Here is a 14,599-nt window from a genome sequence, read left to right on the forward strand (position 1 = left end):
CCTACCACTGGGCGTCGTCCGCTGCCTTGAGCTCGGCCTCGGTAGCGGACACAACGCCGGCGGGACAGGGAGCGTGCTCGCCGTGCCCTTCCCGCCCTTTCCTACCAGCTGGCACGGGTGGAGAAGGCGATGCTGGCGAGCAGGAAGCCGCCGTTGACGATCGTGAACGCCACCACGACCCAGAGGACCAGCGCCGGGGCGAGGGCCAGCACCAGGGCGGCCACGAAGATCACCGCGCCGTAGTCGCGGATCAGCTTCACCAGGCGTACCGGCAGTGAGGTCGAGGTGACCATGCTGGCCGCGTTCGGGCCGGACTGCATCACCGAGGTGACCAGGTTGACCATCCAGGTGCCGGCGAACGCGGCCAGCAGCCAGGTGGGCGTCGACGGCTGCTGCGCCACGGCGGTGGCGGACAACGCGGCGACCAGGGCGATCTGGGCGGCCACGTCACAGAGCACGTCGACCCTGGCACCGGCCGAGCTGCCCTGCCCGGTCACCCGGGCCAGCTGACCGTCGGCGCAGTCCAGGGCGTACGCGATCTGCCAGCCGAACAGGGCGACCAGCCCGACCACCGGTGCCGGCACGTCCCCGGCGGCGACCGGGCCGGCGAGCGCGATGACGGTGACCGAGGTGGCCAGCCCGAGCAGCAGGTTGGTGATGGTGAGCGCGGTCGGTCGGAGACCGAGCCGCTGGGCGGCCAGCGCGAAGACCGCGCCGATCCACTGACTCACCGACTCGCTGAACAGGCCGCCGCCCCGGTTCACCCGGTGGAAGTCGGCGACCGTGGGGTGGGAGGGCTCAGCCAAGGTGCTCACGGAGGGCGTCAACGTAGTCTCCCAGCCGGGTACGAAGGTCGTCGGCGGACAGCGCCAGGTGTTCGAGGATCGTGTAACGGTCGGGCCGGGTGTGCGGCGCGAAGAGCACCGCCTCGACGAACTGTTCATCGGTCAGCCCCAGGTCGCCCGGTCGGGTCGACAGGCCGTGCCGGTGCAGGCAGCGGGCGAGCTGGCCGAAGCGTTCCAGGTCGCCACGGAGGAAGGTACAGAACAGCGCCCCCAGCCCGACCTGCTCGCCGTGCGAGGCCGTGCCCGGGTGCAGATGGTCGATGGCGTGCGAGATCTCGTGGTCGCCGCCGCTCGCCGGCCGGCTGGAACCGCAGATCGACATCGAGATGCCGCCCAGGATGAGCGCCTCGGCCAGCGTGGTCAGGAACGCGTCGTCGGTGAGCTTGCCGGGATGGTTGACCAGCGCCTCCGCCCCGGTGCGGGCCAGCGTCACCGCGAGACCGTCGATCGGCTCGCCGCGCATCCGGTGGGCCAGCTCCCAGTCGGCGCAGGCGCTCAGGTTGCTCACCGCGTCGCCGATGCCGGCCTGGGTCTGCCGGTCTGGCCCGTCCTCCACGAAGTCGAGGTCGACCACGACGGCGATCGGGATGTGCACCCCGTACGAGCCCTTGCCGCCCTCGTGGGTCAGGGACGCCACCGGTGAGGCGATGCCGTCGTTGGCGAGGCTGGTCGCCACGGTGACCATCGGCATGCCGTAGCGGGTGGCGGCGTACTTGGCGGTGTCGATGGTCCTCCCGCCACCGATCCCGACCACCGCGTCGTAGTTGCGGCGGCGCAACTGGTCACCCAGCTGGTTGGCGGAGTCGACGCTGCCACCGGCGACGGTGAAGACGTCGGCTGACCGCAACGACGGCCGGCACAACTCGACGATCTTCTCGCCCTGTCCCGGGCCGACCACCAGGGCGACGTCGCCGCCGCTGGAGATCCGCCGGTCGGCCAGCAGTTCGCCGAGGTCGGCAACCGCGCCCCGGCGGACCTCGATCGACAGTGGCGTCGTGACGGTACGGGCTAGTAGTGGCACGCGATCTCCCGAGCCCGGGCCAGGTCGGCGTGGTTGTCGACCTCCACCCATGTCACGTCCCCGATGGGTGCGGCCCGGAGTTCGCCGCCACGGTCGGCGAACTCCTGGTAACCGTCCTCGTAGTACAGGTTCGGGTCGCGCCGCCAGGTCGCCTCCAGGGCGTCGGCGAGGGCCCCGGCCACCTGCGGCTCGATCAGGGTGGCGCCGATGTACTCGCCGTACGCCGCGCCCGGGTCCATCAGCTTGGTGATCCGGGTGAGCTGGCCGGCGGCGTCGAAGGTGGTCTTCATCTCTTCCTCGGCCAGCGGCTTGAGGGTGTCCACCGCGAGCAGCACGCCGGGCCCCCGTTCGGCCAGCAGGGTCTTCTCAATGCTCACCGGGTGCACGGTGTCGCCGTTGACCAGCAGCACGCCCCGGGCGAACCAGTCACGGGCCAGCCAGAGCGAGTACGCGTTGTTCCACTCCTCGGCCTTGTCGTTGTGTACCAGCGTGATTGCCACGCCGTACTGGCGCTCCAGGTCGGCCCGGCGTTCGCGGACCGCGTCCGCGGCGTAGCCGACCACCACCACGACCTCGGTCAGCCCCACCTCGGCCAAGTTACGCAGCGCGATGTCGAGGATGGTGATCTCGCCGTCGACCGGCACCAGCGCCTTGGGCAGGGTGTCGGTGTACGGCCGCAGCCGGCGGCCAGCTCCGGCTGCCAGTACCATCCCGACCATGCCGGCATCAGTTTCTGTTCTCGCGGCGTTCACCGGAGGAGGATAGCGCCGCCAGGGAGGCGGCGGTCGCGGGTCCGCCGGTCAGCCGGGCCGGGCCGCCAGGTCGGCGAGCATGGTCGGCTGCTCCTCGGTGGTCAGCGCGGCGAGCCCGACGGCGTCGCTCACTCAGTGGCCCGCAGGATGCCGAAGGCACGCTCCGCGATCTGCCGGATCAGGCCGTCGTTGACGTCGCTGTGCTCGTCGAGCAGGCCGACGTCGTCGGGACCGAGCCAGCGGTACTCGGTGTGTTTGCCGGCCTCCAGGGCCGGTGCGGCCAGGTCGCCGTCGACCCGCACCAGCCAGTCGCTCTCCGTCCGGGCCAGGCCGTCGTCGCCGACGTAGTGGTATTCGCCGACCTGGGTAAGGATTTCGGACACCCGCCAGCCGGTCTCCTCGGTCACCTCCCGGCGCAGCGCCTCCTCGACGGTCTCGCCGGGTTCGAGGTGGCCGCCGACCATGTCCCAGCAGTTGGGGAAGAGGCGCCGTGATGGCGAGCGGCGTTGGAAGAAGAGGCGTCCGTCCGGGGCGACGATCAGCGCTCCCGCGCAGCGCAGCGGCTCGTTGGACACGGGAAGAACACTAGCGTCCGGTCTCCGACCGTGCCGATGTCCGGTCTTGTCCTGGAAACGTGTGGGGCCCACCATGGCGATTGACCGAGTGCAGCCGTCCCGAAGGGGTGATGTGTGATGCAGGTTCGGGAAGCGATGTCCAGTGAGATCCTCGTCGTCGGTCCGGAGCACACGCTTCGCCAGGCGGCGCGGATGATGTCGGAGCGTGGCATCGGTTCGGCCGTGGTGATCGACCCGGATTCCGAGGGGATCGGGATCATGACCGAACGTGACGTGCTCAACGCGATCGGAGCCGGCCTGGACTGTGATGTCGAGCGGACCGGTGCCCATCTGACCTCGGACGTGGTCTACGCCGGACCGCAGTGGACGATCGAGGAGGCGGCTGCGGCTATGGCGCGGGGTGGCTTCCGGCACCTGGTCGTCCTCGACGGCCGCGAGGTCGCCGGGGTGATCTCGGTACGCGACATCATGCGGGTCTGGGCGGCAGACCGGATGGTCGGCACCGGCTGACCCGACGCGGTCGGCGCGAGCGGGGCGACCGCCAGACGTGTCGGTTCACCCGACCCGGTGGCTCAGGATGCGGACATCGTCGTGCCGTCCGCGTACTCCCCGCCGCCGCCCGTACGCTGAACAGCCATGACCGCCGAGCAGCTGATCTCCTTTGCCCGTGGCGCACCCTCGCTGGACATCGTCGATGTCGAGGGGCTCAAGGCCGCCGCCGTCCGCGCGTTCGACGCCGATCCCGCCGGGGTGACCGCGTACGGCACCTCTGTCGGCTACGTTCCGCTCCGGAAGTGGATCGCCGACAAGCACGGGGTCGAAGCGGATCAGGTGTTGGTCACCAACGGCTCGCTGCAGGCCGATGCCTTTCTCTTCGACCACCTTGTCCGGCCGGGCGACGCGGTGGTGGTGGAGCGGCCCACCTACGACCGCACGCTGCTCAACCTGAAGACGATGGGCGGCGACCTGTACAGCGTCACCGTCCAGCCGGACGGACTGGACACCGCCGAGCTGCGCAAGCTGCTGGAGTCCGGGGTGCGTCCCCGGCTGGCGCACGTGATCCCGAACTATCAGAACCCGGCCGGCGTGACGCTGTCGGCGGACAAGCGTCGCGAGCTGCTCGACCTTGCCGTGGAGTTCGGCTTCACGATCTTCGAGGACGACCCCTACGCCGACATCCGGTTCCGGGGCGAGGCGCTGCCGTCGATGTTGTCGATGGACACGGGCGGCGTGGTGGTGCACGCCTCCAGCTTCACCAAGACCGTCTGTCCCGGGGTGCGGGTGGGCTATCTGGTCGGCCCGGCTGACCTGATCGGTGACATCGCGAGGAAGGCCACCAGTCTCTACATCTCCCCGGGCATGGTCTCGCAGGCCATCGTGCACGAGTTCTGCGTTTCGGGGGACATAGAGCGGTCGATCGAGACGGTCCGGGCGGCCCTCGGTGAGCGCGCGTCGGTGCTGGCCGAGTCGCTGCGTCGGCACATTCCCGAGGCGAGGTTCGTGGAGCCGGACGGCGGCTACTTCCTCTGGGTGGAGTTGCCCGAGGACGTCGACGTCGAGAAGCTGGCCCCGGCGGCGGCTGAGCGCGGCGTCGCGGTGGTCAAGGGCAGCGACTTCGTCCTCGACGGTGGGCGGCACGCCCTCCGGCTGGCCTTCTCGGCGGTGACCGCGGATCGGGTCGACGAGGGCGTCCGGCGGCTGGCCGAGGCGATGGCAGCGGTACGTGCCTGAGTTTCTGTCGATTTTCTGACAGTACGGCGGTGCTGGCCGCCTGCGGTCTCCCGCAGAAGTGGCCCGCAGCCCACAATGCTGCGAGCGTCACTCATCACACGTCGTGGTTGATCGAGCTGCCAGCCCGGCCCGTTCGCCGCACACGAGCGTGACGCGACAGCACAACTCCCGCCCCCAACGGCGCCGGGCGGGCCGGGTCGCCCCCTCACCCCCGATGCGGTCCGGTCCGTCCGGCGCCACCCCCGGCCGTGAAGCGCCACGATCAGTGTGGCGGCGTAGCCTGCAAGCCGCAGCCGGGCACGGGAGGGGGCGTGATGACGGAGTGGGTTCGGCGGGCGCGGCCCACCGGGCAGGACGACGGCCAGGTGGGTTCTCTCGGCGGGGGCCGGACGCCGCGACCCCGGAACTGGTCACCCGTGCGGGCCATGACGCGCCGGCTCAGCCCGGATGGGTCTCAGCTCGCCCGGACACCGGCCGAACGGCGACGCAACGCGGTGGTCGACTGCGCGCTCTACCTCGACGGGCGGCGGCAGGCCGGCGACTGGGACTATGCGGAGGCGTTGGCGGCGGCCCGCTCTGCCGAGACCGGCTTCGTCTGGCTCGGGCTGCACGAGCCGGAACTCGCCGAGATGACCGAGATCGCCACGACCTACGGGCTGCACGAGCTGGCTGTGGAGGACGCGGTCAAGGCCCAGCAACGGCCGAAGCTGGAGCGCTTCGGGGACGTCAATTTCCTGGTGCTGCGCACCGCCCGGTACTGCGAGCACACCGAACTGACCGAGACCTCCGACGTGGTGGAGACCGGGCAGGTGATGCTCTTCATCGGTCCGCACTTCGTGATCAGCGTTCGGCACGGTGACGCCTGCCGGCTGGCACCCGTGCGGGAGGAGTTGGAGGCCCGGCAGGAGCTTCTCCTGCACGGTCCGTGGGCGGTCGCGTACGCGATCACCGACCGGGTCGTCGACCTCTACCTGGAGGTCGCCGACCAGCTTGAGGACGACATGGACGTGCTGGAGACGGAGGTCTTCGACCGCCAGTCCAGCGGCCGGATCCAGCGGATCTACCAGATGAAGCGGGAACTGGTGGAGTTCAAGCGGGCGGTGATGCCGTTGCAACGCCCGCTGCTGACGCTGACCACACAGATGAATCGGGACGTGCCCAAGGAGGTGCGTCGCTACTTCCGCGACGTGCAGGACCATCTCAGTCGCACCGTGGAACTGGTCAACTCGTACGACGACCTGCTGAACTCGATCCTTCAGGCGAGGCTGGCCCAGGTCACGGTCGACCAGAACAACGACATGCGCAAGATCGCTGCCTGGGCCGCCATCGCCGCCGTCTGGACCGCGATCGCCGGCATCTACGGCATGAACTTCGAGTTCATGCCGGAGCTGAAGGTGACCTACGGCTATCCCGTGGTGCTGGCCCTGATGCTCGGCATCTCGCTGGCCCTCTACCGCTGGTTCCGGCGCAACGACTGGCTCTGACCCACCCCACCCCGCACCCATCCGCGACCGGGTGGGGCGAGGGTGGGGCGCAGTCGGATCAGGCGCGGGTGTTGGACTTGTTGGTGGCCTTGCTCACCTTGTCGGCGGGACGGCCGCTGGTGGTGCGGGCACCCTCGGCGACCGAGGGAACCTTCTCCGTCGGGGTGACTCTGGTCGTCCCGGTCGACGTGGTGGTGGAGCTGTCACCACTGGCCACCGCCGAACTGCCCGCACCGGTCGAGGCCTTGCCGGCGCCGGCGGGCCCGGCCGTGCGTACCTCGACGGTCTCGACCTCGTCGTGCATCGGTTCGAGGGCCGCCCTCGTGTCGTACTCGGTCCACTCCTGCTGCTCGCGGTGACGCCGCAGGGCCATCGCACCGGCCATCCCGGCCACCGCGCCGGCGGCGAGCAGTCCGGCCATCACGGTTCCGCTACGGTGGGACTTCTTCTTGGCCTTCATCTTCTTCGCCTTCCTACTGACCGCGGCCTGCTTGGCGGCGGCCCTCTTTCCCGCGACGGCCTTGCCGGCCGCCTCCGTCTGCGCGGTACGCACGGCCAGGGCAAGGGGTGCGAGCGCCGCTGCAGTGGTCGCCAGCCCGCTCGACGCACGGTCCCGGACGATGACAGCGGTCGGTGCCACCGCACCGCGTGCCGTTTGTACCCGCGGGCCCACTGTGTCGCCGGCCCCCCTCGCCGCGTGCGTGGCGGCCTGCCTCAGGTGACCGATGCCGCGGTTCAGCTCGGCCCGGGCCAGTCGTCCCTGGGTCTTGCGCCGCCGGATTCCAAACACGGTCCCACCTCCTGGGAGTTGCTCTCACTCATCCTCCACCTTCGGATGCCTCCGCATGTCCAGATCGGGCACATGGGAGGATCCGCATGGAACTGACCAACGAGTAAGGAGTACCCGTGGCCGAGGCTGTCTACGCCACCGTGCACACCAACGCCGGCCCGATCCGGCTGGAACTCTTCGCCAACCACGCGCCGAAAACCGTCCGCAACTTCGTAGAGTTGGCGGAGGGCACGCGCGAGTACACCGATCCGCGAACCGGGCAACCCGGCAACGGCCCGTACTACGACGGCACCATCTCGCACCGGGTAATCAGCGGTTTCATGATTCAGATGGGTGACCCGACCGGCACCGGCCGCGGCGGACCGGGCTACACGTTCGCCGACGAGTTCCACCCGGAGCTGCGCTTCGACCGGCCCTACCTGCTGGCGATGGCGAACGCCGGCCCCGGGACGAACGGCTCGCAGTTCTTCATCACCGTCTCGCCGACGCCGCACCTGAACAACCGACACACAATCTTCGGCCAGGTGGCCGACGAGCAGTCCGCGAAGGTCATCGAGGCGATCGGCAACACTCCGACCGGCCCGAGCGACCGTCCCCTGCAGGACGTCGTGGTCGAGCGCATCGAGATCGAGCGCTCGGCCTGATCCGGACCGGGACCCCTCCCGCCGTCCGGGCCTGGCGCTGCGGTTCGGGACAGGCGGTTCGGGACAGGCTGGAGGGCGGCCACCTCCGCCTGATCGATCGGTCGAGGTACCTTTGCTCGCATGATTGAGCGCTCGGGCACCCGGGGTCAGCGGTGAGCGAGTCCCCGCCGACCACTCCGGCCTGTTACCGGCACCCCGGCCGGGAGACCTACGTCCGATGCACCCGATGCGACCGGTCGATCTGCCCGGACTGCATGAACGAAGCGTCGGTCGGGTTCCAGTGCCCGGAGTGTGTGGCGCAGGGACGCCGTAGCGTGCGGCCGGCGCGTACCGTCTTCGGTGGCGGTGCCGCCGGTCGGAACGGCTACGTGACGAAGACGCTGATCGGCATCAATCTGCTGGTGATGCTGATCTCCATCGCCTCCGACCGGGGTGGCGACGCGGCGGCCGGAGGGGCGGGGTTCGGTGGGCTGATGGGCGGCGGCACCCCGCTGACCGAGTGGGGTGCGGTGCTGGGTCGGGCGATGTTCCTCGACGGCAGCATCGGCGGGGTCGCCGAGGGGCAGTGGTACCGCCTGATCACCGCGATGTTCCTGCACTACGGTCTGATCCACCTACTGCTCAACATGTGGGCGCTCTGGGTGCTCGGCCAGTCGCTGGAGGCGGTGCTCGGGCCGCTGCGCTTCGCCGCGCTCTATTTCATCGCCGGCTTCGGCGGCAACGTGGCCGTGTACCTGTTCAGCGCGCCGAACCAGATGTCGGCCGGCGCGTCCACCGCCATCTTCGGCCTCTTCGCGGCGACCTTCGTGATCATGCGGCGGCTGGGCCGGGACACCTCGGCCATCGTACCGATCCTGGTGATCAACCTGATCTTCACGTTCACCGTGCCGCAGATCTCGATCGCCGGTCACCTGGGCGGTCTGGTCTTCGGTGCGCTGATGGCCGTGGTGCTGGCCTACGCCCCACGGTCGCGCCGGACGCTTGTGCAGTTCGGCGGGGGCGCGGTGATCGTGGTGGTGCTGCTCGGGTTGGCTGTGATCCGCACCGTCTCGCTGCTCGGCTGAGGACCGGCCGGGCGGGAGGTGTCGTCCTTCCCGGCCCACGCCAGCGATGCTGCGGCAGGTCTCAGCCGGTATCGGGTCGGGCGGCGGCCAGCGCGTCGGCGACCTCGCCGGGGTCGGCGCCGAGGTCCTGCCGGCTGAACAGGTGCAGCGACTCGCCGGCGTCGATCTCCAGCACCGGCCCGCCCAGCCTCCGACCTCCCGGGCGGTCCACCCGGATGGTTTCGATCGCCGACCAGGGCAGCTGTCGCCGTCCGGTCCACCCCGACGGTACGGTGATCCCGTCCGCGTCCACTTCGAGTCGGACCGGGGTGAGCAGATCCCGTGCTGCCCAGGCGGCGAGGGTGGCGGCGGTCAGCCCGCCGAGAACCGGCCGGAGCACGTCGCCGTCGGCCAGCAGCAGCCCCAGGGCGAGCACGCCGGCCCCTCCGACCAGCTTGAGGATCGGCAGGCTGGGGTGCACCCGCCACTGTCTCGGGAGGGTCTCGGAAGGCACGTTGGAAAGCATGCCAGCGCGGCGCGGCACCGGCATGCCGACGGGACCGACGGTGACACCGCGGTGGCGGCGTAGGATCGGAGACAGCCAAGTTACCGGGGAGTAGACATGAGTGACGCGGTTATCGTCGGTGCGGTGCGCACCCCGGTCGGGCGGCGCAAGGGCAGTCTGGCCACGGTGCACCCGGTCGACCTGTCGGCGCACGTGCTGCGCGCCCTCGTCGAGCGCACCGGGGTCGATCCGGCCCAGGTGGACGACGTGGTGTGGGGCTGCGTCTCCCAGGTAGGTGAACAGTCGTGGAACGTCGCCCGCAATGCGGTGCTGGCCGCCGGCTGGCCCGAGTCGGTGCCCGGCACGACGCTGGACCGGCAGTGCGGTTCCAGCCAGCAGGCCCTGCACTTCGCCGCCGCCACGGTGATGTCCGGGCAGGCCGATCTGGTTGTCGCCGGTGGGGTCGAGTCGATGACCCGGGTGCCGATGGGCTCCAGCGTGGCCGGTGGGATGCCGTTCAGCGAGCAACTCCTGGCCCGCTACCGGGGCGTCGAAGGGGTGGCCGCAGACTCGCCGCTGCCGTTCAACCAGGGTGTCGGCGCGGAGCTGATCGCCCAGCGGTGGCGGCTGTCGCGCTCCCAGCTCGACGAGTTCGCACTGGCCAGCCATGAGAAGGCCGCTGCGGCGCAGGACGCCGGGGCGTTCGAGGCCGAGCTTGCCCCGGTGTCGCTGACCGACGGCGGCAAGTTCGCCGCTGACGAGGGCGTGCGCCGCGACACCTCCCTGGAGAAGCTCGGCGAGCTGCCCACCCCCTTCCGTCCGGAAGGCGTGGTCACCGCCGGTTCCGCCTCACAGATCTCCGACGGCGCCGCCGCGCTCGCCGTCACCACGAGCGACTGGGCGAGCCGGCACGGCCTGCGCCCGCTGGCCCGCGTGCACACCGCCGTGGTCGCCGCCGACGACCCGGTCGCCATGCTCACCGCACCGATCCCGGCCACCGCGAAGGCGCTGCGCCGCGCGGGGCTGGGCATCGAGGAGATCGGGGCGTACGAGGTCAACGAGGCATTCGCCTCGGTGCCGTTGGCCTGGTTGGCGGAGACCGAGGCGGACCCGGAGCGGCTCAACCCGCGTGGCGGCGCCATCGCCCTCGGGCACCCGCTGGGCGGCTCCGGTGCCCGGATCATGACCACGATGCTCGCCCACATGCGGGACAACGGCATCCGGTACGGCCTACAGACCATGTGCGAGGGTGGCGGAATGGCCAACGCCACCATCGTCGAGCTGCTCTGATCCGGCGGTCTGTCGGCACCCTGTCCGACGACTGGCCGGGGTGCGCTATATCCTGTCGCGCAGCGGTGGCTCCCCGGGCTAGCTTGCCCCGGTGACCGCCACCGCCGTACCGCACTCCGACTGGACCGACCCGCAGTGGCGGGCCGACGCCCTCGACTGGGTCACCCGGGCGCTCGCCCGCACCGGCCGTCATGTAACCGGCCCGGCCGAGCCCCGGGTCCGGCCCTGGTCGCTGGTCTGGCGGGTGCCCACCGACGCTGGTGACGTGTGGTTCAAGGCGAACTCGTCGGGCACGTCTTACGAGGCGGCGCTGCTCGCCGCGCTGGCCCGGCTCGGGCCCGGACGGGTGCTCGATCCGATCGCGGTGGACGTCGGGCGGGGCTGGTCGTTGCTGCCGCACGGCGGTCCGACGCTGCGCGAGGTCGCCGGCGGCGACCTCGCGCGCTGGGCAGGCGTGCTGTCCGAGTACGCCGAACTCCAGCGGATCACGGCCGCGTCCGTCGATGAGCTGCTCGCCCTCGGCGTACCCGACCACCGGCCCGAGGCGCTGCCGGCACTCTTCGCGGAGCTGCTGGACGACCGGGAGGCGTTGCTACTCGGGTCGCCGGACGGGCTGACCGCCGAAACCCACGGTCGGCTGCGCGCACTGCTGCCCGATTACGCGGGCCGCTGCCGGTGGCTGGCCGAAAGCGGCATCCCTTCCTCGATCCAGCACGACGACCTGCACGACGGCAACGTCTTCGTGGCCGCGCACGGTCACCGTTTCTTCGACTGGGGGGACGCCTCGGTGGCCCACCCGTTCGGCAGTCTCCTGGTCACTGTGCGGTCGATCGCCCACACCACCGGGCGGGACCAGGCCGACGCGGCGCTGCGCCGACTGCGGGACGCCTACCTGGAGCCGTGGACCGACCGCTGCGACCGGGGCACGCTGCGCGAGTTGGCCGAGGTGGCCGCCGGGGTGACGATGGTCAGCCGCGCGTTGTCCTGGCGTCGCGCCCTGGCGATCGCAGGGCCGGGCCGCGCCGAGTACGCCGCCGCCGTGCCGGGCTGGCTGGGCGAACTGCTCGTCGTGGAGCCTGGCTGAGCTGCCCGGCTGACCTGCCCGGACGCCCGGCTGACCGGGCCAGCCCGGTCGGCTAGCCGTAGTGTGGAATTTGCAAAAAGCATGTCGGCGGGCCACGTCACCCAACGAGCATCATCGTTGGGCAGAGCATGGACGTCTTCTCCCGAACGTTCCTGCCGGCCGCCGCCGAAGCCGGTCTGGCGGTGCAGACAGCCAGCCGGCACATGCCGGTGTTCCGTCGCTGTGTGGGTTCCGGTGACGCCACCGTCCTGGTCACCCGGTGCAGCCGGCCCGACCGCCCGCTGATCGGGGACCACCTGCTCCTGCTCACCCACCGGCGGCTCGTCATCACCCGGCAGACCCGGGTGCTGCAACGGCTCCGGCTGCACCTCAACACCGAGCTACGTGAGCTGAGCCACGTCACCTGGAGCCCCGACCCGCGACTGCGCTGCGTCGAGCTGGCCGCCACCGCCATCGACGGCGTCCGGGAACGATTCCTGATCCGGGCCCAACATCCGCAGCAGGTGTGGCAGCTCGACGCCCTGCTCAACCATGCCTTTCGCGCCCGGGTACGCAGCGTCGCGCCACGGATCGTGGCCAAGGTCGCCGACGCTCCCGCCGCTGCCCAACCCGCCACCTTCCAGCCCGTCGTGGCCGGCTGACCGGATCTTCTTACCGAATCCGAACACCGCCCGACACCGCCCACGCCGCACCGATCGGCAATCATGGGCCGGTGACCGTCGAGCACCCGAGGCGCGGTCTGGTCCTCGTGGTGGAGGACGAGCCGAGCATCGCCGACCTGGTCCGGCTCTACCTGAGCCGGGACGGCTTCGGTGTACACGTCGAACACGACGGGACCGCCGGTCTGGCCGCCGCCCGCCGGCTGCGCCCGGTGGCCTGCGTGCTCGACATCGCGCTACCCGGCCTGGCCGGCACCGAGATCTGCCGACGACTTCGGGAGACCGGCGACTGGATCCCGGTCATCTTCCTCACCGCCCGCGACGACGAGGTTGACCGGATAGTCGGCCTGGAGTTGGGCGCGGACGACTACGTGACGAAGCCATTCAGCCCGCGTGAACTTGTCGCCCGGGTGCGGGCCGTGCTGCGGCGCACCACCGGCCCGCCGGATTCGGCACAGCCCGTCGTCCTCGGTCGGGTCACCCTCGACGCGGGCCGCCGCTCGGTGACCGTCGACGGCTGCCCGGTGCAGCTGACCTCTACCGAGTTCGACCTACTGGCTCACCTGATGACCCGACCGGGGCGGGTCTTCACCCGTGAGGAGTTGCTGGCCGGGGTCTGGGGGTACGCGGCACACGCCGGTACCCGGACCGTCGACGTGCACGTGGCGCAGGTCCGGGCGAAGCTCGGTCCGGCGAGCGTGATCCGTACCCACCGTGGCGTCGGATACGCCGCCGATGGCTGACCGTCCGGTGGGTACCCTGACCGCCCGTGCGGTGCTGGTGACCTGCGCGGTGTCGATGGTGTCGGTGCTGGTCACCGCGGTGGTCGCGGTGCCGGTGGCGGTCCGTGCCGCCGAGCGGCGCGACCAGCTGACCCTGGCCACCCAGGCGCAGCTCGCCGCGGAGCTACTACGGGCGCGCCCCGGCCGGGTCCGGGAGCTGGCCGGTGAGCGCCTGGTCCGGCAACTCGACACCCAGGGCGTCACCATCTACCTGATCTCGGGCGGTGCCGTCGACCGCCCCGGCCTGCCCGCGCAGCTGGTGAAACGGGTGGCTGCCGGTCGGGACGTCTCCAGCCGCCGCCCGGTCGCCGGGCAACGGGTGCTCGTGGAGGGGCGGGCGCTGCCCGGCGGTGACGGCGTGGTGCTGACCCGGCGGGCGGGCGCCGGGATCTGGCGTCAGGTGCTGCGTGGTCTGTGGCTGCCGCTGCTGGCGGGCCTGGCCGCCGGGGCGGTCGCCGGCTGGTTGCTCGCCCGCCGGCTGGCCCGGCCGATCCGGCGGGCGGCCACCGCCGCCGCCCGGCTGAGCGCCGGTGACCGCTCCGACCGGGTGCCGGTGGAGTCGCCGGCCGAGGTGGCCGACCTGGCATACGCCCTCAACGGGCTGGCTGCCGCGCTCGCCACCAGCGAGGGGCGGCAGCGGGAGTTTCTGCTCTCCGTCTCGCACGAGCTGCGTACCCCGCTGACCGCCATTCGGGGCTACGCGGAGGCTCTGGCGGACGGGGTGGTCGAAGCGTCGTCGGCGGCCGACACAGGCCGCACGATGCTCGCCGAGGCGCAGCGCCTGGACCGGTTGGTCGCCGACCTGCTCGCGCTGGCCCGCCTGGAGGCGGTCGACTTCCCCCTCGATCCGGTGCCGGTCGACCTGGTCGGGCTGGCCGCCGACACCGGCCGCACCTGGGTCGACCGGTGTGCCGCTGTCGGGGTGCTGTTCCGGCTGGAGGTGGCGCAGCTGCCGGTGCCGGTGCACACCGATCCGGGGCGGATCCGGCAGGTGCTCGACGGGCTGCTGGAGAACGCGCTGCGGGTCGCACCGCCGGGGGCGCCGGTGGTCCTCGCGGTCCGCCCGGCCGGTGCCGACCCGGCGGCCGGCGGTGTGATCGAGGTTCGCGACGGCGGGCCCGGACTGACCGACGACGACCTGGCGGTCGCCTTCGAGCGTGGCGCGCTGCACCAGCGCTACCAGGGGCTACGTAAGGTCGGCAGCGGGCTCGGGTTGGCGCTCGCCGCCGGCCTGGTCCGCCGGTTGGGCGGGGAGATCACCGCCGGGCACGCTCCGGAGGGCGGGGCCGCGTTCATCGTCCGGCTGCCGGGGATCCTTACCTGACCCGTACAGCGGCCTGACGGTCGCCTCATCGGGTCGGGTCACGCTGGTGTCCTCACGGACGAGAGGACGA

General features: G+C 71.3%; 15 protein-coding genes and 1 pseudogene. 10 read left to right on the forward strand and 6 right to left on the reverse strand.

Annotated elements, in window-relative coordinates; translation table 11 throughout:
* Positions 1-101 precede the first annotated feature (101 nt).
* From ACFHWY_RS14680 to ACFHWY_RS14695, 4 genes are all read right to left on the reverse strand, one after another.
* Complete coding sequence (locus tag ACFHWY_RS14680) at positions 102-815, reverse strand: CDP-alcohol phosphatidyltransferase family protein (protein ID WP_416580736.1); 714 nt, start codon at positions 813-815, stop codon at positions 102-104.
* Positions 799-1,866: an iron-containing alcohol dehydrogenase family protein gene (locus tag ACFHWY_RS14685; protein ID WP_416580737.1), complete on the reverse strand. Its 1,068-nt coding sequence runs from the start codon at positions 1,864-1,866 to the stop codon at positions 799-801. The genes ACFHWY_RS14680 and ACFHWY_RS14685 overlap by 17 nt, the downstream gene beginning before the upstream one ends.
* Positions 1,854-2,585: a sugar phosphate nucleotidyltransferase gene (locus tag ACFHWY_RS14690; protein WP_416580772.1), complete on the reverse strand. Its 732-nt coding sequence runs from the start codon at positions 2,583-2,585 to the stop codon at positions 1,854-1,856. The genes ACFHWY_RS14685 and ACFHWY_RS14690 overlap by 13 nt, the downstream gene beginning before the upstream one ends.
* A gap of 161 nt (positions 2,586-2,746) precedes the next feature.
* Positions 2,747-3,193 carry an NUDIX domain-containing protein gene (locus ACFHWY_RS14695; RefSeq protein ID WP_416580738.1) on the reverse strand — a complete coding sequence of 149 codons (447 nt, stop codon included), beginning with the start codon at positions 3,191-3,193 and terminating at the stop codon, positions 2,747-2,749.
* Between the two features lie 117 nt (positions 3,194-3,310).
* Here ACFHWY_RS14695 and ACFHWY_RS14700 point away from each other — a divergent pair, with 117 nt between their 5' ends.
* The 3 genes from ACFHWY_RS14700 to corA all read left to right on the forward strand — a co-directional run bounded on the left by ACFHWY_RS14700 (position 3,311) and on the right by corA (position 6,408).
* Positions 3,311-3,703 carry a cyclic nucleotide-binding/CBS domain-containing protein gene (locus tag ACFHWY_RS14700; protein ID WP_416580739.1) on the forward strand — a complete coding sequence of 131 codons (393 nt, stop codon included), beginning with the start codon at positions 3,311-3,313 and terminating at the stop codon, positions 3,701-3,703.
* Between the two features lie 126 nt (positions 3,704-3,829).
* Entirely contained in the window at positions 3,830-4,924 is a 1,095-nt protein-coding gene (locus tag ACFHWY_RS14705) for a PLP-dependent aminotransferase family protein (protein ID WP_416580740.1), read from the forward strand.
* A 314-nt stretch (positions 4,925-5,238) separates the two neighbouring features.
* Positions 5,239-6,408 (forward strand): magnesium/cobalt transporter CorA, encoded by a 1,170-nt coding sequence (gene corA / locus ACFHWY_RS14710; RefSeq protein WP_416580741.1) that lies wholly within the window; start codon positions 5,239-5,241, stop codon positions 6,406-6,408.
* A gap of 58 nt (positions 6,409-6,466) precedes the next feature.
* Here the strand turns inward: corA and ACFHWY_RS14715 are convergent, their stop codons facing one another.
* Entirely contained in the window at positions 6,467-7,198 is a 732-nt protein-coding gene (locus tag ACFHWY_RS14715) for a hypothetical protein (RefSeq protein WP_416580742.1), read from the reverse strand.
* Positions 7,199-7,314: 116 nt separating this feature from the next.
* Here ACFHWY_RS14715 and ACFHWY_RS14720 point away from each other — a divergent pair, with 116 nt between their 5' ends.
* The gene (locus ACFHWY_RS14720; RefSeq protein ID WP_416580743.1) at positions 7,315-7,842 is read left to right on the forward strand and encodes a peptidylprolyl isomerase; all 528 of its coding nucleotides are present in this window, start codon (positions 7,315-7,317) and stop codon (positions 7,840-7,842) included.
* Positions 7,843-7,994: 152 nt separating this feature from the next.
* Entirely contained in the window at positions 7,995-8,906 is a 912-nt protein-coding gene (locus tag ACFHWY_RS14725) for a rhomboid family intramembrane serine protease (protein WP_416580744.1), read from the forward strand.
* A 61-nt stretch (positions 8,907-8,967) separates the two neighbouring features.
* Here ACFHWY_RS14725 and ACFHWY_RS14730 read toward each other — a convergent pair whose 3' ends face one another.
* The gene (locus ACFHWY_RS14730) at positions 8,968-9,411 is read right to left on the reverse strand and encodes a PH domain-containing protein (RefSeq protein WP_416580773.1); all 444 of its coding nucleotides are present in this window, start codon (positions 9,409-9,411) and stop codon (positions 8,968-8,970) included.
* A gap of 96 nt (positions 9,412-9,507) precedes the next feature.
* Between ACFHWY_RS14730 and ACFHWY_RS14735 the strand changes: the two genes are divergently transcribed.
* The 5 genes and pseudogenes from ACFHWY_RS14735 (at position 9,508) to ACFHWY_RS14755 (ending at position 14,546) form a co-directional block, all read left to right on the forward strand.
* On the forward strand, positions 9,508-10,680 hold the full coding sequence (locus tag ACFHWY_RS14735; RefSeq protein ID WP_416580745.1) for a thiolase family protein: 1,173 nt from the start codon (positions 9,508-9,510) through the stop codon (positions 10,678-10,680).
* Positions 10,681-10,771: 91 nt separating this feature from the next.
* Positions 10,772-11,764 (forward strand): phosphotransferase, encoded by a 993-nt coding sequence (locus ACFHWY_RS14740; RefSeq protein ID WP_416580746.1) that lies wholly within the window; start codon positions 10,772-10,774, stop codon positions 11,762-11,764.
* Positions 11,765-11,892: 128 nt separating this feature from the next.
* Entirely contained in the window at positions 11,893-12,405 is a 513-nt protein-coding gene (locus ACFHWY_RS14745; RefSeq protein WP_416580747.1) for a hypothetical protein, read from the forward strand.
* Between the two features lie 71 nt (positions 12,406-12,476).
* Complete coding sequence (locus ACFHWY_RS14750; RefSeq protein WP_416580748.1) at positions 12,477-13,166, forward strand: response regulator transcription factor; 690 nt, start codon at positions 12,477-12,479, stop codon at positions 13,164-13,166.
* Positions 13,159-14,546 (forward strand): annotated as a pseudogene (locus ACFHWY_RS14755) (sensor histidine kinase). Before ACFHWY_RS14750 ends, ACFHWY_RS14755 begins: the two are co-directional and overlap by 8 nt.
* Positions 14,547-14,599: the final 53 nt, after the last annotated feature.

Origin of the sequence: Micromonospora sp. LOL_024 (assembly GCF_048060415.1) — a bacterium.
In the GTDB taxonomy this organism is placed as follows: Bacteria; Actinomycetota; Actinomycetes; order Mycobacteriales; family Micromonosporaceae; genus Micromonospora.

Coding starts and splice junctions, on each gene's coding strand:
- ACFHWY_RS14730 (WP_416580773.1), bottom strand. CDS start 9,411: ATGCTTTCCAACGTGCCTTCCGAGACCCTCCCGAGACAGTGGCGGGTG.
- ACFHWY_RS14745 (WP_416580747.1), top strand. CDS start 11,893: ATGGACGTCTTCTCCCGAACGTTCCTGCCGGCCGCCGCCGAAGCCGGT.
- ACFHWY_RS14735 (WP_416580745.1), top strand. CDS start 9,508: ATGAGTGACGCGGTTATCGTCGGTGCGGTGCGCACCCCGGTCGGGCGG.
- ACFHWY_RS14700 (WP_416580739.1), top strand. CDS start 3,311: ATGCAGGTTCGGGAAGCGATGTCCAGTGAGATCCTCGTCGTCGGTCCG.
- corA (WP_416580741.1), top strand. CDS start 5,239: ATGACGGAGTGGGTTCGGCGGGCGCGGCCCACCGGGCAGGACGACGGC.
- ACFHWY_RS14690 (WP_416580772.1), bottom strand. CDS start 2,585: ATGGTCGGGATGGTACTGGCAGCCGGAGCTGGCCGCCGGCTGCGGCCG.
- ACFHWY_RS14705 (WP_416580740.1), top strand. CDS start 3,830: ATGACCGCCGAGCAGCTGATCTCCTTTGCCCGTGGCGCACCCTCGCTG.